Source organism: Priestia sp. YIM B13489 (genome assembly GCF_042787645.1).
In the GTDB taxonomy this organism is placed as follows: Bacteria; Bacillota; Bacilli; order Bacillales; family Bacillaceae_H; genus Priestia; species Priestia megaterium.
Map to the genome: position 1 here is coordinate 4,722,501 of NZ_JBHZOQ010000053.1, position 19,157 is coordinate 4,741,657.

A 19,157-nucleotide genomic window follows, 5' to 3' on the forward strand; every position below is an offset into this window, starting at 1 on the left:
ATATTACAAATTAGAAGTGGAAACACCATAAGGTAAAGCCAGCTTTCTTCGTTCGTTCGCAGCGCAGGGAACCATTCAATTGTCGTTACAACAATCATAAAAAACAGCGCTGGTACAAAAGCCTCTTTATTCGTCTGCTTTTTCTTTGCATACGCCACTAACAACCCTACCGCTAACAAGAAAACGCTTAACAAAATATACTTGCCTATGCCTTCTCCCGGTTGTTGAAAGAACTTATATCGAAAATAAGCAACGTCAAATAATACAAATAAAACAAATACAATTTGAACCGATTTCCAAAGTGATGCAGATTTAAAAATTCCCAACCCAAATCGGTGAATAGTTAAATATGCAAAAAACCCCATTTGACTAATTAAACTAAAAATAAACCCTACGCCTACGAGCCATGTTAAAACAGCAACAATTTCTCCTATCTTTCCTTGTTGAAATAAGTGACCGTATTCCCCCCAGCGCACCGCAAATCCAACAAAAGCTGTACTTATCCCCCCGACAGCTAACGTGGTTAGAAATAGACGAACCCAATTTCGACTATTCACTTCCATCTCCCCCATAAGTTACAAAATTGTACCTTTTCATAAATTGTACCAATCACGTTTTGAAAAATCTAGAGCTCTTTTATGAATAAAAAACCTTGATTATCTCATATTAAGCGTAAGCATATTAGGAAAGGAGCTCATTACTATGAAAAAGCGACTCATGCTCCTCATTTATATAGGAATGTGTATGCTTTTAGCTACAGCCTGTGCACCGCAAGATGAAGAGAACAATGGTATGGATTATGATCAAACAAAGAAAATGGTTGTTGATATTTTAAAAACAGATGAAGGAAAAAAAGCAGTCGAGGCAATTATGAAAGACCCTTCTGTTAGACAAGATATTTTAATGGATCAAAGCGCGATAAAAGATACAATTTCTCAAACCCTAGTCTCAGATAAAGGCGTGGAATTTTGGAAAAAAGCCATGGATGATCCGAAGTTTGCTGAAAGCTTTGCTAAAAGTTTGGAAAAAGAAAATAAGACGGTCATCAAACAACTGATGAAAGATCCTGAATATCAAGGAATGCTTCAAGATGTTTTAAAGGATCCGGCTATGGAAAAAGAAGTACTGACTGTTTTAAAGAGTAAAGAATATCGCACTTATTTACAAAAGATTATGACCGAAACGTTTGATAGCCCTCTTTATCAATCTAAAATTCAAGACATTCTTTTGAAAGCCGCTGAAGAAACACAAGGTGGACAAAAACAAAGCAGCGACGATGGTGGTTCTTCTTCCTCTGGATCTGATTCAGGCGGAGAACAGCAACAGCAGTGATTAAATACGCATCTCATATGAGGTGCGTATTTAATTATGTCATTTATTTTTATTAAAAAACCTAAATAACTTCTTTATATTTTTTAATACTTAGTATTTTTATTGGAATTGTAAACTTTAATTCTTAGCTTTATGGTAAAATATTAGAAATTAACACAATCGTTTTATAGCAAAAGGAGGGAATTCGATGGAATTTCGCGTTATTAAAACGTTTCAAACCATTGTTCGTTTAGGAAGCTTTCAATTAGCCGCTGAATATTTAAAGTACTCTCAGCCTACCATTACACTGCACATTCAAAAGTTGGAATCCGAACTAGGATTTAAGCTTTTAGAACGAGGAAAAAGCATAAAACTTACTGAAGCAGGTAAAATCTTTTACGAGCGGGCAAATATTTTACTAAAGGAATATGAATATCTAAATAACACCTTAAAGGATTATTCAACAGGCGAAGCTGGCACTATCCGTATAGGTGCTGCAGAGCCTACAGCAAGCAGTCGACTGCCTTCCATTCTCTCATTATTTAAAAAAAGATATCCCAACACAGAAATTAGCTTACTCGTTGCAGACGAAAAGCATCTTCATCAACATATACGCAATCAAGAAATTGATTTCGCGATTGGCACTGTCTCAGAATCGTTCAGAGATATAGAATTTGAGGCACTACTAACGGAAAAACTTGTGCTGCTACTACCATTCAATCATGCTCTAACAAAAAGAAAAACAATCTTTGCAAAAGATTTAATACACGAAACGCTGATTACAGCTGGGCACTCTTCCGTTCAAAAGAAAATTGAGCAGCTAATCTTTGAACGAACAGGCCAACTGCCTGCTAAAGTCCAGTTAGGCACTATTAGCACACTTCAGTATTTTGTAAAAGAAAACTTAGGAGTAGCCGTTGTTCCACAAATAAGCGCAACTCTTCCGCCAGATCAAGTGGTGGTTAAAACGATTCATGACTTGCATGAGGGGCCTGCAATCGGCATTTTAAAGCACCAGTCTCACACCGTAAGTACAGCCGGAAAAACATTTTTAGCTCTCTTAAAACAAAACCTTGCATTTGATTTAAAAAAGGCGCAGATTGAACTCTCTGTATAATAGCAAAAAGCACGCGCTGTTCGAGCGCGTGCTTTTCGTTATTTTCCTGTTGCTGCTTTTTCATTTTCGCAAATAAATGCAATCTTGCTTGCAATCTCTCCATATATTTTACCTAAACGATGCGATTCATCGTAAATGGAAGGTGCAAAATCTTCTTCATTCCAGTCAGGCTGACTTAACGGAAGCTGTCCTAACAGCTCTGTCTGAAGTTCCTCAGCGAGTTTTGGACCTCCGCCTTTACCAAATACATACTCTTTTTCCCCTGTTAGCTGGCTTTCAAAGTAGGCCATATTTTCTACAACTCCAATTACCTCATGGTCGGTTTTCAAAGCCATAGCACCCGCTCTAGCTGCAACAAATGCCGCTGTAGGATGTGGTGTTGTTATAATCACTTCTTTACAAGCAGGAAGCATAGAGTGAACGTCTAATGCGACATCACCTGTTCCGGGAGGTAAGTCTAGTAGAAGATAATCTAATTCTCCCCATTCAACTTCTGTAAAAAAGCTTGTCAACATTTTTCCAAGCATAGGTCCTCGCCAGATAACAGGTGAATTATCTTCTACAAAGAAGCCCATGGAAATAACTTTTACTCCGAAACGGTCAACTGGGATAATCTTTTCACCTTCTACTACAGGACGCTGTGTGATTCCCATCATATCTGGAACGCTGAATCCATAAATGTCAGCATCAATTAAACCAACTTTCTTTCCTAAACGAGCTAGAGAAACGGCCAAGTTAACAGAGACTGTTGATTTACCAACGCCTCCTTTACCGCTGGCAATAGCAATAAATTCAGGCGCATTCGGACTAGTTAGTAAGTTGCCAGTATTCGGCTGCTCAGCGCGGTACTGCTGAAGTTCCTCAGGCGTAAACTCAACAAATCGCAGTCCAACCGACTGTACACCTGCTTTTTTTAATTCTTCTACAATTGTGCCTTGAAGGCTCAGCTGTTCACTAGTACCTGTTTTTGCAACAGCAATCTTCAGGCTTATATGCTGTTTTTCAGATTTAATTGTTATTTCTTTAATCGCATCTGTTTCTGATAGTTTTTTATTTAAAAATGGATCTGTAATTTCCCCTACTACTTCTTTTACTTGCTTTTCCGTTAGCATACTCCCACCACCATGTTAAAATCTATTTATTTATACTATCAAGTATATCATACATATTAGATTTTTCTGAATAGAAGGATGCTATGCTTTTTATTTCGGCTTTTCTCCAGTAAAATACCGGCTGACTCCTTCATAAACGGATTCAGCTAACTTTTTTTGATAGCGTTTCGATTGAAGCATTTTACGTTCTGTAGGATTTGATAAGAACCCTACTTCAACCAAAGCACCGGGTGGCTTAGAATGCTTAAGAAGGTAAAGAGTTTGAATAGCTTTTGCTTCACGAGTCGTATTGTCCAGGTTATTTCTTAGCTCTTGTTGAATGAGTTTGGCCACTTGCTCGTTTTCTTTTAGGGATCCGTAATAGAAAGTTTGAGCCCCTCTCCACGCAGAGGATGGAATAGCATTCAAGTGAATACTTAAGTACAAATCAGCATTGGATTTATTAATCATCGTTAAGCGATTTTTTAAGTCTTCTACTTTTCTGCGACTGTATCCTCTTGTATCTTTGGCCGCTAAGTCTTCGTCTTTTTCTCTCGTCATAATAACAAGTGCCCCTTGCTCTTGTAGATAGTCCCGAAGCATTAATGAAATTTTAAGAGTTATTTCTTTTTCAAGCACTTCATCCTCTCCTACCGCTCCTCCATCAACACCGCCGTGTCCAGGATCTAGTACAATAACTTTCCCGCTAAGAGGGAGTGAAAGCGAACCGGATGATGTTCTATGATCTATCTGATATTGTACAATGACAAAAAGAACGAGAAGCGCTATAATTGTGCTCATTATTTTTACTTTAGACATTTTATCCCTTCCCTTCTTGCCTCACCTATTTATTTCTATATGGGACAAGAACGGGAATTATGAGTACTTTTTAATGCAAACGTAACCGACGTCTTTTTTCTGCGGTACGATAACCTTCTTTCCACCAGTCTTGCACATATCCTTGACACAAATAATACAGACCGTCTTGATAAAGATCTGTTACAGACATGCTGACGGCTCCGTACAATGTATCAATTAAAAGAGACTCTTCTTGCTTACTGTGCTTCTGAAAGTCTTCGTAGCCTTTACCACGTTTACTCACCCGGGCACCTAATAAAAATGATTCGATGGCAATATCAAGACAGTACTCCTCCACATGTTCGTCTCCTAGCATATTCCACTGAAACATGGGATGAAAATAACGGCGCAGCCTCTCTTGAAGTAAATCAAACGACAGTTCTCTTAGGACTTTGCGTTCATATTTCATTTCTTTTTCATAACGTTTTTCTTTTAAATATGTAACCTCGTTCACCATAACGCCTCCCTTTTTTACATATTGTCTGCACAAGCCTTCGTCTCATACGCAAACAACAAATAAAAAAAGCCTTGGTCGAAAGACCAAGGCTTGAAACGTAATATAAAATTAACGTTTTGAGAATTGTGGTGCACGACGAGCGCCTTTAAGACCGTATTTTTTACGTTCTTTCGCACGAGCGTCACGAGTTAATAGACCAGCACGTTTTAATGTTCCACGGTATTCAGGGTCTGCTTCTAATAAAGCACGAGAGATTCCGTGACGAATAGCGCCAGCTTGACCTGCATAACCTCCACCATTAACGTTTACAAATACGTCATAGTTACCTACAGTTTCAGTTAAAGCAAGTGGTTGTTTTACTACTTCACGTAGTGCAGCAAATGGAATGTATTCTTCGATTTCACGACCGTTGATTGTTACGCGACCGTTACCTGGTACTAAACGTACACGAGCAACAGAGCTTTTACGACGACCAGTTCCGTAATATTGTACCTGTGCCAAGATAATAACCTCCTCTTATTAATTATCCGCGAAGTTCGTAAACTTCTGGTTTTTGTGCTTCATGTGGATGTGTTTCACCAGCATACACATGTAATTTTTTGAACATTTGACGGCCTAGGCTACCTTTTGGAAGCATGCCTTTGATTCCTAATTCAAGCATTTTCTCAGAGTAGTTAGTACGCATTTCTAATGCTGTACGTTGTTTCAAACCACCTGGGTGCATGCTGTGACGGTAATAAATTTTATCAGTTAATTTTTTACCTGTTAGTTCGATTTTTGACGCATTGATAAGGATCACGTGATCACCAGTATCAACATGTGGTGTAAAAGTTGGTTTATGTTTACCGCGTAAGATTGATGCTACTTCACTTGCTAAACGACCTAAAGTTTTACCTTCAGCATCGACAACATACCATTTACGCTCTACTTCGTTTGCTTTCGCCATGAAAGTTGTACGCATGAGTTTCCCTCCTAATTTTCATCATCAATTATAAAATTATTTCAACCTTCTATTTCAACACGATTAATTTCCGGGGCTAACCGTGGGGTTAAAATACATACCATATGATATATTATATCTTTAAGCTACTAATGTCAAGAAAATGTTACACCAGGTTTAGTTGTCATAGAAAACGCGCCATAAATATAGTCCTTGCGAAGGCGCAGTTTTTCCTGCACGAGGACGTGATTTGCTTTCTAGAATATCTTTTATAGCATCTGGTTCAATACGGCCTTGTCCCACTTCTAAAAGCGTTCCAACAAGAATACGAACCATATTATACAGAAAGCCACTTCCAACGAATCTAAACACAAGCTGACTATTCTCTTCATACATATCAATCTTGTAAATCGTACGAATCTTATCTTCCACTTCTGTTCTCGCTGAACAAAAGCTTGTAAAGTCGTGTGTACCGAGTAAATATGTGATGGCTTTTTTCATTTTTGAGTAGTCTAATGGATAAGGGTAATGGTATGCATAAGAACGAGTGAAAGGATTTCGATCTTCGCCGCGCAAAATATGATAGCGATACTCTTTTGAAGTAACGTCATACCGGGCGTGAAAATGTGCATCAACTTCACATACATTCTTCATTACAATATCATCTGGTAGCATTGAATTCAATGCTTTTTTCCACTTATCACATGGAATATTTAGGTTTGTATCAAAATGAATGACTTGCCCCTGTGCATGAACATTTGTGTCCGTTCGTCCAGAGGCGTAAATCGGAACTTTTTTGTTATGCATTTTCTCTAAAACGGCTTCAATCTCCAGTTGAACAGTTCGCTTATTGGGCTGAACTTGATAACCTGAAAAGTGTGTGCCGTCGTATGCAACTATACATTTTAAACGTTTCATCATTTCACCAAACAATCTTTACGTTCTAATCAGCACTAAAACAACTGCTACTGCCAGCAGAAGTAAAAGCATAATTGTATCTATGCTTCCCCATTTCAATTGACGATACTTTGTACGCCCTTCTCCGCCTTTATAACCCCTTGCCTCCATGGCAATAGCTAGCTCTTCAGCACGCTTAAATGAACCTATAAATAGAGGAACAAGTAAAGGAACAACAGCTTTCAAACGATCCGTAACGGGGCCGCTGCTAAAGTCCACTCCTCGTGCTGTCTGCGCTTTAATAATTTTATCTGTCTCTTCCATCAATGTAGGAATAAAGCGAAGAGAAATGGACATCATTAAAGCTAATTCGTGTACGGGAAGCTTAAGCTTTTTAAATGGATTCAGCAAGCTTTCCATTCCATCTGTTACTTCAATAGGCGTAGTCGTTAAAGTTAGCATCGTCGTAATTAAAATTAAGAACAAGAAGCGCAAGGAAATTAAAACACCTTGAATAAGGCCGCCTTTATAGACAGAAAACCATCCCCATTCAAACAAAAGAGGACCTTCCTTTGTCATAAAAATGTGCAAAAGAAACGTGATGATAATAATAAACATAACGGGCTTTAACCCTCTTAAAATAAACGAGAAGGGCACTTTACTCATGGCCACTATCATAAGGGTATACACACCTAAAAAAGCATAGCCGATAGGATTATTTGCTAAAAACACAATTAATACATACGCAAATACGAGAAGCAGCTTGGCCCGAGGATCCATTCGATGGACAACCGAATGACCCGGCACATACTTACCAATAATGATTGAGTTCATCATAATCGTTCACCTTGCTGCATAAGGTGCTGCACTTTCTCTACCACCTCAGAAAAGGTAATAACCGTATCCGATGCTTCAAGCTGAAATTTCTCTTGCAGCTTCAGCATAAAGCGAAGCGATTCTGGAACATCCAATCCATATTCTTTTAACTGCGTATGCTGACCAAATACTTCTCTAGGTGACCCTTTCATCGCAATCGTTCCCTTATTCATCACAATTAGCTCATCTGCGTACATAGCTGCATCTTCCATGCTGTGAGTCACGAGAATCGTCGTCAAGCCTTTTTCTTTATGAAGACGATAAATCATATTCATAATTTCTTGACGCCCTCTAGGGTCCAATCCAGCAGTTGGCTCATCTAAAATTAGCACACTAGGATTCATCGCTAGAATACCTGCTATCGCTACACGACGCATTTGTCCACCACTCAAATCAAAAGGAGATCTAGCGAGAATGTCTTCTGGCAATCCTACTAACTTGATAAGCTCTCTTGCTTTTTGCTTTGCTTCTTTTTCCGAAACGCCATAATTCATTGGTCCAAAAGCTATATCTTTTTCCACCGTTTCTTCAAAAAGCTGATGTTCTGGAAATTGAAACACCACGCCTACTTGCTGACGAATAGCTTTTAAATTCTTTTCTTTTCGATTGGCTTTAATGGTGCGCTCACCGATTTGAATTTCACCAGCAGTTGGCTTCAATAAGGCATTCAGATGCTGTATGATTGTTGATTTCCCAGAACCAGTATGGCCAATAACAGCCAAAAATGTACCTGATTGAATGTTTAAATTTAAGTCATGTAGAGCAATTCGTTCAAATGGTGTATTAACTTGATAACGGTGCTCTACTTCTTTGAATATAATGTCCATAGTTCGTCCACCAAGTCCTCATCTGTTAAATGAATTTTTGATAAAGGAATTCCTACGGAAGCAAAACGATGGCTTAGTTTAACGGAAAACGGCAAGTCTAGTCCAATATCCGTTAACTTGGAACCTAATGCAAATACTTCGCGTGGAGTACCTGTTGCATAGATCTTCCCTTTGTTCATCACAACGACTCTGTCAGCCATTGCTACTTCATCTAAATCGTGAGTAATTGAAATAACCGTCAGTTGTTTTTCTTCTTTTAATTTTCTAACAGTTTCAAGTACTTCAGTTCGCCCAATAGGATCTAACATAGATGTTGCTTCATCTAGAATGATGACAGATGGCTGTACGGCAATTATACCCGCAATGGCCACACGCTGTTTTTGTCCACCTGATAGCTGATGAGGCTCCTGATCCAGAAAAGCACTCATATTGACCATTTCGATTGCTTCAGGTATACGTTTTTCCATAATCTCAAATGGAATCCCGTTGTTTTCAAGCCCAAAAGCAATATCGTCTTGAACGGTTGAGCCAACAAATTGATTATCTGGATTTTGAAACACCATTCCAATCTGCTTGCGCACATCCCATATTGTTTCTTCAGATAAAAGAGTATCGCCCACTCGAACCGTTCCTTTTTCAGGTAGCAAAAGGCCGTTTAGAATTCGTGCCAGCGTCGACTTACCAGATCCATTATGTCCAGCTATCGCTAACCATTCACCTTTATAAGCAGAGAGAGAAAGGTGATCTAATGTTAGGTCTGCTTCAGGATCGTATCGAAAGCATAAATCTTTTACCTCTAAAGACATTTCTTTCAACGCTATCTTCCTCTCAGCTTTTTCTATTGCAGCATTGCCTACATTGATTTTTTACGCTATTTACCCAGTTTTAGGTATAAAAAAAGGGCAACGACTAGTTACACACTGTCTCGCCCTTTTCTATCTGTATTAAAAATATTAAACTAATTCAATGATAACCATTGGAGCACCGTCACCACGGCGAGGTCCAACTTTTAAGATACGAGTGTAACCGCCTTGGCGATCTTCGTAGCGAGTAGCAATATCGCTGAATAGTTTTTGTAAAGCGCTTTGACCAGCTTCTTCGTTAGCTACTTCATTACGGATGTAAGATGCAGCTTGACGACGAGCGTGTAGATCTCCACGTTTACCTAAAGTAATCATTTTTTCAACAGTTGAACGTAATTCTTTTGCACGAGCTTCAGTTGTCTCAATGCGTTCACTGATGATTAAATCAGTTGTTAAATCACGAAGAAGCGCCTTGCGTTGTGCGCTTGTACGACCTAATTTACGGTAAGACATGTGAGGTCCCCTCCTTTGTTAAGTAGTTAAACAGGTAGATATAATCAGTCGTCCTTACGTAGACCCAAACCTAATTCTTCAAGTTTAGCTTTAACTTCTTCTAAAGATTTACGGCCTAAGTTACGAACTTTCATCATATCTTCTTCTGTTTTATTAGCAAGCTCTTGTACAGTATTGATGCCTGCTCGTTTTAAGCAGTTGTAAGAACGAACAGATAAATCCAGTTCCTCGATCGTCATCTCTAGAACTTTTTCTTTCTGGTCTTCTTCTTTTTCTACCATAATCTCTGCTTTTTGAGCTTCATCTGTTAAGTTAACGAAGATATTTAAGTGTTCAGTTAGAATCTTTGCACCTAAAGCAACAGCTTTTTCTGGCTCGATGCTACCGTCAGTCCAAACATCCAACGTTAACTTATCGTAATTTGTCATTTGACCAACACGAGTATTCTCTACATAATACGATACGCGAGTAACAGGCGTATAGATTGAATCAATTGGAAGTACACCAATTGGTTGGTCTTCACGCTTGTTAGCATCGGCAGGATTATAACCTCGACCTGTGCGAGCAGTAAGTCTCATACGGAAATGAGCATCTGACTCAAGTGTTGCAATATGAAGATCCGGATTTAGAACTTCGATATCGCTGTCTGCTTGAATGTCAGCAGCCGTTACTGTACCAGGACCTTTAACATCGATCTCAAGTGTTTTCTCTTCATCAGAGTAAATCTTTAACGCTAACTTTTTAACGTTTAAAATGATGTTTGTTACATCTTCAACAACTCCAGGAACTGTTGAAAATTCATGTAATACACCTTCAATTTGAATAGATGTTACAGCTGCACCAGGGAGTGAGGATAATAGGATACGACGTAAGGAGTTACCCAAAGTAGTACCATATCCACGCTCAAGTGGTTCGACGACGAATTTACCGTACTTTCTATCATCGCTGATTTCTACCGTTTCGATTTTTGGCTTTTCAATCTCTATCAATATAAACCCTCCTTCAAAACGTCGAAACCTCGGCTAGACGGCTGATTTCTCAAATGCCTAACCGAAATTCCCTATTAGACAGTTCCCGAATGTGCACAACAAATGGAAAACATTTCGTTGCATGAATAAATTCTACACCATCATCATTATAGACAACGAAATAGAATCTATACATATTAATTATACACGACGACGTTTTGGTGGGCGGCATCCGTTGTGAGGTACAGGAGTAACATCTTTAATAGCTGTTACTTCTAAACCTGCAGCTTGAAGAGCACGGATAGCTGCTTCACGACCAGCACCAGGGCCTTTAACTGTAACTTCAAGAGTTTTCATTCCGTTATCCATAGAAACTTTAGCAGCAGTTTCAGCAGCCATTTGCGCAGCAAATGGAGTAGATTTACGAGAACCTCTGAAGCCAAGTGCGCCTGCACTAGACCAAGCAATCGCATTACCGTGAACATCTGTAATTGTTACAATAGTGTTGTTAAACGTTGAGCGAATATGAGCTACACCAGCTTCAATATTCTTTTTCACGCGACGTTTACGTGTATTAGTTTTACGTGCCATCTGTTAATGACCTCCCTTACTAATTATTTCTTCTTGTTCGCTACAGTACGGCGTGGGCCTTTACGTGTACGAGCATTGTTTTTACTGTTTTGACCACGAACTGGTAAACTACGACGGTGGCGGATACCACGGTATGAACCAATCTCAATTAAACGTTTGATGTTTAAAGAAACTTCACGACGAAGATCGCCTTCTACTTTATAGCTATCTAAAATATCACGAATTTTACCTAATTCTTCTTCTGTTAAGTCACGAACGCGAGTATCTTCAGAAACTCCAGCTTCAGCTAGAACTTTTTCAGCAGTTGGACGACCAATACCGAAAATGTATGTTAATGAAATTACTACACGCTTGTCACGAGGAATATCAACACCAGCAATACGTGCCATATGAATAGTGCACCTCCTTATTGATTAACCTTGTTTTTGTTTATGCTTAGGGTTTTCACAAATTACCATTACTTTACCTTTTCTACGGATAACTTTACATTTTTCGCAGATTGGTTTAACTGATGGTCTGACTTTCATGTTTCATACCTCCTTGATAGTACGGAGTGCATAGGTTTTATTTGAAACGGTACGTAATTCTACCGCGAGTTAAATCGTATGGTGACAATTCTACAGTTACTTTATCACCAGGTAAGATTCGAATGAAATGCATGCGAATTTTTCCTGATACGTGAGCAAGTACTGTATGACCATTTTCTAATTCTACCTTGAACATAGCGTTAGGTAAAGTTTCAGCAACTGTACCTTCAACTTCAATTACATCGTCTTTTGCCATTAAAGTGCTCTCCTTTCTTTGAAACAGTAACAAGCTATCATTAAACGACTTAAAAAGAACCTGTTCTGAACATCCGGAGATCGTAATCATTAAATTCAAGATGATTGACGCTAATATACATCTTTACCATTTTAACAGCAATTCAGACGAAAAACGATCATCGTGAATTTAGATAATTACTGTTTACTGTCCAGTGCATCTAGCGAGGAATGGATAGAGATAACATCCTTTAACATTACAATGCTGTCAGAATTTCATATCCCGTCTCAGTAATTGCAATAGTATGTTCGAAGTGCGCACACATTTTACCATCTACTGTGACAACTGTCCAGTTATCAGGTAATGTTTTTACATATCGCATACCAGCATTCACCATTGGCTCAACTGCCAATACCATGCCTGGACGTAGACGCGGTCCTTTATTCGGTGGACCATAATGAGGTACTTGCGGATCTTCATGTAAGTCTTTGCCGACCCCATGGCCAACATATTCTCTTACAATCGAAAAGTTACGTGATTCTGCGTACTGTTGAATAGCATGTGAAATATTCGACAAACGCTCACCCGGCTTAGCTTCTGCTAATCCCTTGTAGAGAGATTGCTCAGTCACATTAAGCAGCTCTTGATTTTCTAATGAAATCTTTCCTACTCCATATGTCCAAGCTGAATCACCGTGATAGCCACCGAATTTAGCTCCGATGTCTAAACTGATGATATCTCCTTCATTAAGCTTGCGTTCACCCGGAATACCATGAACTAATTCTTCATTCACAGAAGCACATACACTGCCGCGAAAACCATTATACCCTTTAAAAGACGGAATTGCATCATGTTGACGAATAAAATTTTCAGCAATTGCATCCAATTCTATAGTCGTAATACCTGGAGCGATATGCTTTTTTAACTCTAGATGAGTTAAAGCCACGATTCGTCCAGCTTCACGCATGACCTCAATTTCCTCTGGTGTCTTGCAAATGATCATTGCTTAACCCCAGCAAGTAATTGACGAACATCCTCAAACACAATGTTAATATCTTGATTACCATTAATATTGCGTAGATAACCTTTTTCTTGATAGAAATCAAGTAGAGGTTGAGATTGTTTAACATTAACTGAAAGTCTAGTTGAAACCGTCTCAGCATTGTCATCTGCACGTTGGTAAAGCTCTCCGCCACATTTGTCACAAACTCCTTCTTTCGCAGGAGGATTGAATACTAAGTGGTAAGTAGCTCCGCAATCTTTACAAATGCGGCGTCCAGTAAGACGCTCCATTAAAATGCTTTGATCTACATCAATATTAATCACATAATCAATTTGCTTGTTTAGTTCTTTTGTAATTGTTTCAAGAGCTTCTGCTTGGGCTACTGTTCTTGGGAAGCCATCAAGTAAAAAGCCGTTTTCACAATCTTGTTTGTTTAAACGCTCGCGCACAATTCCAATTGTTACTTCATCAGGAACAAGGTTACCTTGGTCCATAAATGATTTAGCTTTTAAACCTAGTTGCGTTCCTTCTTTAATTGCAGCTCGGAACATATCTCCTGTTGAGATATGAGGGATATCGTAATGCTCAACGATTTTTTCTGCTTGAGTACCTTTCCCAGCACCAGGAAGGCCCATTAACACTAAATTCATTTCTTGCTTCCCCCTCAGTATCTTATCCGTTTAATGGGAAAGCAGCTTGCTTCCCACTAAACAGCTTTACTTAATAAATCCCTTATAATGGCGTTTCACTAATTGACTCTCAAGCTGTTTCATTGTCTCAAGAGCTACACCGACAACAATTAACAAACTAGTACCGCCGATCTGAGCAGATGATGGTAAGTTTGCAATTTTGATGAACAGAACCGGCAACACAGCAATTAACGCAAGGAATATCGAACCGATTAATGTCAGACGATATAACACTTTCGTTAAATAAGCTTGTGTGCTTTTACCAGGACGGATGCCTGGGATGTAGCCACCTTGCTTTTTCAAGTTCTCTGCTACTTGTTCAGGGTTAACTTGAACAAATGTATAGAAGTAACAAAAAGCAATGATTAACGCTACATACACTATCATACCAATTGGCTTAGTATAGTCAAATGTATTCTGAATCCACGTCGTTACATCATTTGGACCGAAAAATGATGCAATTGTTGGTGGTGTGATAATAAATGAAACTGCAAAGATAACAGGAATAACCCCAGCTGCATTTACTTTTAACGGTAAATGAGTGGATTGACCTCCAACAGGATTACGACCAGCTGAACCCTTTGCATATTGAATAGGAATTTTTCGTAGCGCTTGTTGGAAGTAAATAACCCCAACAATAATAGCTAAAACTGCAATCGCAATTAAAACTACCGTTACGATACGAATGAATAATTGATCCCCAACGTCTTCAAATTGCTGTGCATAAATTTGATTTAATGTTGTCGGAATACCAGCTGCAATCCCAGCAAAGATAATGATGGAAATACCGTTACCTACGCCTTTTGCAGTAATCTGCTCTCCTAACCACATTAAGAAGGCAGTACCTGCCGTTAACACTGTAGCAATTAGAAGATACGTAGAAATTCCTGGATTAGCGATCAATTGTCCGCCCGAAATATTGTTGAATCCTATAGACATACCTAAAGCCTGGATAAATCCAAGCACAATTGTTCCATAACGAGTTACTTGAGCTAATTTACGGCGCCCAACATCTCCCTGCTTTGACCATTCTGTAAACTTAGGTACAACATCCATCTGCAATAATTGGACGATGATGGATGCTGTAATATAAGGCATAATGCCCATAGCAAGAATGGAGAAGTTTTTTAACGCGCCGCCGCCAAATGTATTCAGAACCCCGAATACATTTAACCCATCTTGCAATTTTAGTACATCCGTATTAACACTTGGTACAGGAATAAATGTACCAATTCGGAAGACAATTAACATTAACAAAGTGAAAAAGATTTTTTGTCTTATTTCACGCACGCGCATTAAATTGGAGATTGTTTGAAACATTAGATCACCTCAACTGTACCGCCAGCAGCTTCGATAGCTTCTTTAGCAGTTGAAGAGAATTTAGCAGCTTTAACAGTTAGCTTAGAGTTTAATGTACCGTTTCCTAGTACTTTAACGCCAGCTTTTGCTTTGCTTACTAAACCAGTTTCGATTAATAATTCTGGTGTTACTTCAGTTCCATCTTCAAAACGGTTAAGAGCTTCTAAATTAACGATCGCGTATTCTTTGCGATTGATATTAGTGAACCCACGTTTTGGAAGACGACGGAATAAAGGAGTTTGACCACCTTCGAAGCCAGGTCTTACGCCACCGCCAGAGCGAGCGTTTTGCCCTTTGTGACCTTTACCTGAAGTCTTTCCGTTACCTGAACCAGTACCACGACCTACACGGTTACGTACTTTACGTGAACCTTCAGCTGGTTTCAATTCATGAAGTTTCATTCCGGAGCACCTCCTTAGAGTGACAATTTATACTTATTGCTCTTTTACTGTAACAAGGTGAGCTACTTTGTTAATCATTCCGCGAATTGCAGGATTATCGTCTTGAACGACAGTTTGATTTAACTTACGTAGGCCAAGTGTACGAACAGTTACACGTTGATCTTCTGGACGACCAATTACGCTACGAGTAAGGGTAATTGCTAGTTTGTTTGCCATTCCATATCCCTCCCTTATCCTAACAGTTCTTCTACAGTCTTGCCACGTAGTTTTGCAACATCTTCAGCACGTTTTAGGTTAGCTAAACCGTTAAGAGTTGCACGTACCATGTTGATTGGAGTGTTTGAACCTAAAGATTTAGATAGAATATCACTTACTCCACCCAATTCTAGTACCGCACGAACTGGGCCACCAGCGATAACTCCTGTACCTTCAGAAGCAGGTTTTAAGAAAATTTGACCTGCACCAAATTGTCCAAGGATTTCGTGTGGAATAGTTGTACCAACCATAGGTACAGTAATTAAGTTTTTCTTCGCATCTTCAATTGCTTTACGGATTGCATCTGGTACCTCTTGTGCTTTACCAGTACCGAATCCAACGTGACCGTTTTTGTCACCAACTACAACTAATGCAGCGAAGCGGAAACGACGTCCACCTTTCACAACTTTAGCTACGCGGTTAACGGTAACAACACGTTCTTCAAGCTCTAATTTATTTGGATCAATACGACGCATGATTTTCCCTCCTTTTACAATTAGAATTGTAATCCAGCTTCACGAGCAGCGTCAGCTAATGCTTTAACACGGCCATGATATAAATAACCGCCACGGTCGAATACTACTTCGTTTACACCTTTTTCTACTGCGCGTTTAGCGACTAATTCGCCAACTTTGATAGCAGCTTCAGTGTTACCAGTGCTTTCTAAAGTCAGGTCTTTATCTAACGTTGAAGCACTTGCGATTGTTACTGAATTTAAATCGTCGATAACTTGTGCGTAAATATGTTGATTAGAACGGAACACGTTTAAACGCGGACGAGTTGCAGTTCCAGATAACTTCGCACGAACACGAGCATGTCTTTTTTTACGAACTTTGTTTTTATCAAGCTTCGTGATCATTTCGGGCACTCCTTTCTTTTACCTAACCGGCATTACTTCTTAGCAGTTTTACCTTCTTTACGACGTACATATTCGCCTTCGTAACGAATACCTTTACCTTTGTAAGGCTCTGGTGGACGAACGTCACGAATATTTGCAGCTAATGCACCTACGCGTTCTTTATCAATACCTTTAATAACGATCTTAGTTTGAGAAGGAACTTCGATTTCGATTCCTGTTTCAGGAGTAATCTCAACTGGGTGAGAGTATCCAACGCTCAATACTAATTTGCTACCAGATTTTTGTGCACGGTAACCTACACCGACTAATTCTAAACCACGTTCGAATCCTTTAGTAACACCTTCAACCATGTTACCTAAAAGGCTACGAGTAGTTCCGTGAAGAGCGCGGTGCTCTTTATTGTCACTAGGACGATTAACAACTAATACGTTGTCTTCAACTTTAATTTCGATTTCAGGGTGGAATGTACGAGTTAATTCACCCTTTGGTCCTTTTACAGTTACAGTGTTGCTCTCGTTCGTAACTGTAACACCTGCTGGAAGTTCTAAAGGCTTTTTACCAACACGTGACATAGTTACACCTCCATTCACATTTAAAACTTATTACCAAACGTACGCTAATACTTCTCCACCAGCTTGCTTTTGACGAGCTTCTTTGTCAGTTAAAACACCTTGAGAAGTAGAAACGATTGCGATACCTAAACCGTTAAGTACACGTGGTACTTCGTTATTTTTTGCATAAACACGTAGACCAGGTTTACTGATACGTTTTAAGCCTGTAATTACACGTTCGTTATTTGAACCGTATTTTAAGAAGATACGGATAATACCTTGTTTGTTGTCTTCGATGTATTCTACATCACGTACGAAACCCTCACGCTTAAGGATTTCTGCAATTTGCTTCTTAATGTTAGAAGCAGGAACTTCAATTTTCTCATGACGAACCATGTTCGCATTGCGGATACGAGTTAGTAAATCTGCAATAGGATCAGTCATTACCATATTAATTTACCTCCTTCCCAAACTTGGGTTTTACCAACTAGCTTTTTTAACACCAGGAATTTGACCTTTATAAGCAAGCTCACGGAAACAAATACGGCAAAGCTTGAATTTACGTAGTACTGAGTGTGGACGTCCACAACGTTCGCAACGTGTATACTCTTGTACTTGGAATTTTTGCTGGCGTTTTTGCTTCGCAATCATTGATTTTTTAGCCACATTTTCGCCTCCTCTGCTTAACGTTGGCAGTTATTACTTCTGGAATGGCATACCGAACTGAGTTAAAAGCTCACGAGCTTCTTCATCAGTGTTTGCTGTTGTAACAATAACGATATCCATACCACGAACTTTAGTTACTTTATCATAATCGATCTCTGGGAAGATCAATTGTTCTTTAACACCTAACGTGTAGTTTCCACGACCATCAAATGCTTTTTTAGATACACCACGGAAATCACGCACACGTGGAAGTGATACTGATACTAGTTTATCGAAGAATTCGTACATACGCTCGCCGCGTAAAGTAACTTTCGCACCGATTGGCATACCTTCACGAAGACGGAAACCAGCGATAGATTTTTTCGCACGAGTTACAACAGGTTTTTGACCAGTGATTTCAGCTAGTTCTTCAACAGCATTATCTAAAGCTTTTGAGTTAGAAACAGCATCACCGATACCCATGTTGATTACGATCTTGTCGATTTTTGGCACTTGCATTACAGATTCATAATTAAACTTGCTAACTAGAGCAGGAGTAATCTCTTTTGTAAATTTCTCTTTAAGACGGTTCATGTGAACTAAACCTCCCTTCACATTTCATTAATTATTTATCTAAAGTTTCACCAGATTTTTTTGCTACACGTACCTTTTTGCCATCGATAACTTGGTACCCAACACGAGTTGGCTCACCAGATTTAGGATCCAACGGCATTACGTTTGATACGTGGATAGGTGCCTCTTGGCTAACGATTCCACCTTGTGGATTTACTTGAGAAGGTTTAGAGTGTTTTTTCACAACGTTCACACCTTCAACAAGTACACGGTCTTTCTTTGGGAAAGCTGCAAGTACTTCACCTTGCTTACCTTTGTCTTTACCAGAGATAACCACTACTTTGTCGCCCTTTTTAACATGCATCCTATTCGCACCTCCTTAAAAGGCATTTTGTATTTGTTCTATATATCAATTAGATAACTTCTGGAGCTAATGATACGATCTTCATGAAGTTGTTATCACGTAATTCACGAGCAACTGGTCCGAAGATACGAGTACCACGTGGTCCTTTGTCGTCACGGATGATTACGCAAGCATTTTCGTCGAAACGGATGTAAGAACCGTCAGTACGGCGAACACCACTTTTTGTACGTACAACAACAGCTTTAACAACGTCACCTTTTTTAACAACGCCTCCTGGTGTTGCTTGTTTCACCGTACAAACGATAACATCACCAATGTTTGCTGTCTTGCGACCTGAACCACCAAGTACTTTAATAGTAAGTACCTCACGTGCACCAGAGTTGTCTGCAACTTTTAAACGAGATTCTTGTTGAATCATGTACGAAACCTCCCTTCGGATGAATCATT

The 19,157-nt window shown here is 39.2% G+C and carries 31 protein-coding genes (1 of these 31 only partly in view); 2 read left to right on the top strand and 29 right to left on the bottom strand.

What is annotated here, in order from left to right; all coding sequences use genetic code 11:
- Positions 1–557 carry the 5' portion of a KinB-signaling pathway activation protein gene (locus tag ACFX4W_RS30030; RefSeq protein WP_043982702.1) on the bottom strand. It extends 64 nt beyond the left edge of the window, so only the first 557 of its 621 coding nucleotides appear in the window; the start codon lies at positions 555–557; its stop codon lies off the left edge, out of view.
- A 145-nt stretch (positions 558–702) separates the two neighbouring features.
- Between ACFX4W_RS30030 and gerD the strand changes: the two genes are divergently transcribed.
- Together gerD and ACFX4W_RS30040 are read left to right on the top strand one after the other, a co-directional pair.
- A complete protein-coding gene (gene gerD / locus ACFX4W_RS30035; RefSeq protein WP_280560686.1) occupies positions 703–1,332 on the top strand; it encodes a spore germination lipoprotein GerD in 630 nt (209 codons plus the stop codon).
- A 187-nt stretch (positions 1,333–1,519) separates the two neighbouring features.
- Positions 1,520–2,428, top strand: a complete 909-nt coding sequence (locus ACFX4W_RS30040; RefSeq protein ID WP_280560685.1) for a LysR family transcriptional regulator — start codon at positions 1,520–1,522, stop codon at positions 2,426–2,428.
- 38 nt (positions 2,429–2,466) lie between these two features.
- On the opposite strand, the gene ACFX4W_RS30045 is transcribed toward ACFX4W_RS30040, so the two are convergent.
- The 28 genes from ACFX4W_RS30045 to rplN all read right to left on the bottom strand — a co-directional run bounded on the left by ACFX4W_RS30045 (position 2,467) and on the right by rplN (position 19,128).
- Positions 2,467–3,540, bottom strand: coding sequence for an Mrp/NBP35 family ATP-binding protein (locus tag ACFX4W_RS30045; protein WP_034654900.1), 1,074 nt, complete (start codon positions 3,538–3,540; stop codon positions 2,467–2,469).
- Between the two features lie 90 nt (positions 3,541–3,630).
- Entirely contained in the window at positions 3,631–4,338 is a 708-nt protein-coding gene (gene cwlD, locus ACFX4W_RS30050; RefSeq protein WP_043982704.1) for an N-acetylmuramoyl-L-alanine amidase CwlD, read from the bottom strand.
- Between the two features lie 70 nt (positions 4,339–4,408).
- Positions 4,409–4,834: a DUF2521 family protein gene (locus ACFX4W_RS30055; protein ID WP_013081382.1), complete on the bottom strand. Its 426-nt coding sequence runs from the start codon at positions 4,832–4,834 to the stop codon at positions 4,409–4,411.
- Between the two features lie 108 nt (positions 4,835–4,942).
- Entirely contained in the window at positions 4,943–5,335 is a 393-nt protein-coding gene (gene rpsI, locus ACFX4W_RS30060; protein WP_013054959.1) for a 30S ribosomal protein S9, read from the bottom strand.
- A gap of 22 nt (positions 5,336–5,357) precedes the next feature.
- Positions 5,358–5,795 (bottom strand): 50S ribosomal protein L13, encoded by a 438-nt coding sequence (rplM, locus tag ACFX4W_RS30065; protein ID WP_013054958.1) that lies wholly within the window; start codon positions 5,793–5,795, stop codon positions 5,358–5,360.
- Between the two features lie 156 nt (positions 5,796–5,951).
- A complete protein-coding gene (gene truA / locus ACFX4W_RS30070; RefSeq protein ID WP_013054957.1) occupies positions 5,952–6,692 on the bottom strand; it encodes a tRNA pseudouridine(38-40) synthase TruA in 741 nt (246 codons plus the stop codon).
- An 18-nt stretch (positions 6,693–6,710) separates the two neighbouring features.
- Positions 6,711–7,508: an energy-coupling factor transporter transmembrane component T family protein gene (locus tag ACFX4W_RS30075; protein ID WP_280560682.1), complete on the bottom strand. Its 798-nt coding sequence runs from the start codon at positions 7,506–7,508 to the stop codon at positions 6,711–6,713.
- Positions 7,505–8,374, bottom strand: a complete 870-nt coding sequence (locus ACFX4W_RS30080; protein WP_162215143.1) for an energy-coupling factor ABC transporter ATP-binding protein — start codon at positions 8,372–8,374, stop codon at positions 7,505–7,507. The genes ACFX4W_RS30075 and ACFX4W_RS30080 overlap by 4 nt, the downstream gene beginning before the upstream one ends.
- Entirely contained in the window at positions 8,350–9,189 is an 840-nt protein-coding gene (locus ACFX4W_RS30085) for an energy-coupling factor ABC transporter ATP-binding protein (protein WP_013054954.1), read from the bottom strand. The genes ACFX4W_RS30080 and ACFX4W_RS30085 overlap by 25 nt, the downstream gene beginning before the upstream one ends.
- Positions 9,190–9,327: 138 nt before the next feature.
- Positions 9,328–9,690, bottom strand: a complete 363-nt coding sequence (rplQ, locus tag ACFX4W_RS30090; RefSeq protein WP_013054953.1) for a 50S ribosomal protein L17 — start codon at positions 9,688–9,690, stop codon at positions 9,328–9,330.
- 44 nt (positions 9,691–9,734) lie between these two features.
- Positions 9,735–10,679 (bottom strand): DNA-directed RNA polymerase subunit alpha, encoded by a 945-nt coding sequence (locus ACFX4W_RS30095; RefSeq protein ID WP_013054952.1) that lies wholly within the window; start codon positions 10,677–10,679, stop codon positions 9,735–9,737.
- Between the two features lie 180 nt (positions 10,680–10,859).
- The gene (gene rpsK / locus ACFX4W_RS30100; protein WP_013054951.1) at positions 10,860–11,249 is read right to left on the bottom strand and encodes a 30S ribosomal protein S11; all 390 of its coding nucleotides are present in this window, start codon (positions 11,247–11,249) and stop codon (positions 10,860–10,862) included.
- A gap of 23 nt (positions 11,250–11,272) precedes the next feature.
- A complete protein-coding gene (gene rpsM, locus ACFX4W_RS30105) occupies positions 11,273–11,638 on the bottom strand; it encodes a 30S ribosomal protein S13 (RefSeq protein WP_013054950.1) in 366 nt (121 codons plus the stop codon).
- Between the two features lie 24 nt (positions 11,639–11,662).
- Entirely contained in the window at positions 11,663–11,776 is a 114-nt protein-coding gene (gene rpmJ / locus ACFX4W_RS30110; RefSeq protein ID WP_003156543.1) for a 50S ribosomal protein L36, read from the bottom strand.
- Between the two features lie 37 nt (positions 11,777–11,813).
- Positions 11,814–12,032: a translation initiation factor IF-1 gene (gene infA / locus ACFX4W_RS30115; protein ID WP_010285101.1), complete on the bottom strand. Its 219-nt coding sequence runs from the start codon at positions 12,030–12,032 to the stop codon at positions 11,814–11,816.
- A 235-nt stretch (positions 12,033–12,267) separates the two neighbouring features.
- Positions 12,268–13,014, bottom strand: a complete 747-nt coding sequence (map, locus tag ACFX4W_RS30120; RefSeq protein ID WP_043982709.1) for a type I methionyl aminopeptidase — start codon at positions 13,012–13,014, stop codon at positions 12,268–12,270.
- Entirely contained in the window at positions 13,011–13,664 is a 654-nt protein-coding gene (locus tag ACFX4W_RS30125; protein WP_013054948.1) for an adenylate kinase, read from the bottom strand. The genes map and ACFX4W_RS30125 overlap by 4 nt, the downstream gene beginning before the upstream one ends.
- A gap of 66 nt (positions 13,665–13,730) precedes the next feature.
- The gene (gene secY / locus ACFX4W_RS30130) at positions 13,731–15,023 is read right to left on the bottom strand and encodes a preprotein translocase subunit SecY (protein WP_013054947.1); all 1,293 of its coding nucleotides are present in this window, start codon (positions 15,021–15,023) and stop codon (positions 13,731–13,733) included.
- Positions 15,023–15,463, bottom strand: coding sequence for a 50S ribosomal protein L15 (gene rplO / locus ACFX4W_RS30135; RefSeq protein ID WP_013054946.1), 441 nt, complete (start codon positions 15,461–15,463; stop codon positions 15,023–15,025). Before rplO ends, secY begins: the two co-directional genes overlap by 1 nt.
- Positions 15,464–15,496: 33 nt before the next feature.
- Positions 15,497–15,679, bottom strand: coding sequence for a 50S ribosomal protein L30 (gene rpmD / locus ACFX4W_RS30140; protein WP_013054945.1), 183 nt, complete (start codon positions 15,677–15,679; stop codon positions 15,497–15,499).
- A gap of 14 nt (positions 15,680–15,693) precedes the next feature.
- Positions 15,694–16,194: a 30S ribosomal protein S5 gene (gene rpsE, locus ACFX4W_RS30145; protein WP_013054944.1), complete on the bottom strand. Its 501-nt coding sequence runs from the start codon at positions 16,192–16,194 to the stop codon at positions 15,694–15,696.
- Between the two features lie 20 nt (positions 16,195–16,214).
- Positions 16,215–16,577 carry a 50S ribosomal protein L18 gene (rplR, locus tag ACFX4W_RS30150; RefSeq protein WP_013054943.1) on the bottom strand — a complete coding sequence of 121 codons (363 nt, stop codon included), beginning with the start codon at positions 16,575–16,577 and terminating at the stop codon, positions 16,215–16,217.
- Between the two features lie 32 nt (positions 16,578–16,609).
- Positions 16,610–17,149: a 50S ribosomal protein L6 gene (rplF, locus tag ACFX4W_RS30155; protein WP_013054942.1), complete on the bottom strand. Its 540-nt coding sequence runs from the start codon at positions 17,147–17,149 to the stop codon at positions 16,610–16,612.
- Positions 17,150–17,179: 30 nt separating this feature from the next.
- Positions 17,180–17,578, bottom strand: coding sequence for a 30S ribosomal protein S8 (gene rpsH, locus ACFX4W_RS30160; protein WP_028410368.1), 399 nt, complete (start codon positions 17,576–17,578; stop codon positions 17,180–17,182).
- Positions 17,579–17,608: 30 nt separating this feature from the next.
- Positions 17,609–17,794: a type Z 30S ribosomal protein S14 gene (locus ACFX4W_RS30165; protein WP_013054940.1), complete on the bottom strand. Its 186-nt coding sequence runs from the start codon at positions 17,792–17,794 to the stop codon at positions 17,609–17,611.
- 33 nt (positions 17,795–17,827) lie between these two features.
- A complete protein-coding gene (gene rplE / locus ACFX4W_RS30170; RefSeq protein WP_013054939.1) occupies positions 17,828–18,367 on the bottom strand; it encodes a 50S ribosomal protein L5 in 540 nt (179 codons plus the stop codon).
- Positions 18,368–18,398: 31 nt separating this feature from the next.
- Entirely contained in the window at positions 18,399–18,710 is a 312-nt protein-coding gene (gene rplX, locus ACFX4W_RS30175; protein ID WP_013054938.1) for a 50S ribosomal protein L24, read from the bottom strand.
- 49 nt (positions 18,711–18,759) lie between these two features.
- On the bottom strand, positions 18,760–19,128 hold the full coding sequence (gene rplN, locus ACFX4W_RS30180) for a 50S ribosomal protein L14 (RefSeq protein ID WP_013054937.1): 369 nt from the start codon (positions 19,126–19,128) through the stop codon (positions 18,760–18,762).
- Positions 19,129–19,157 lie beyond the last annotated feature (29 nt).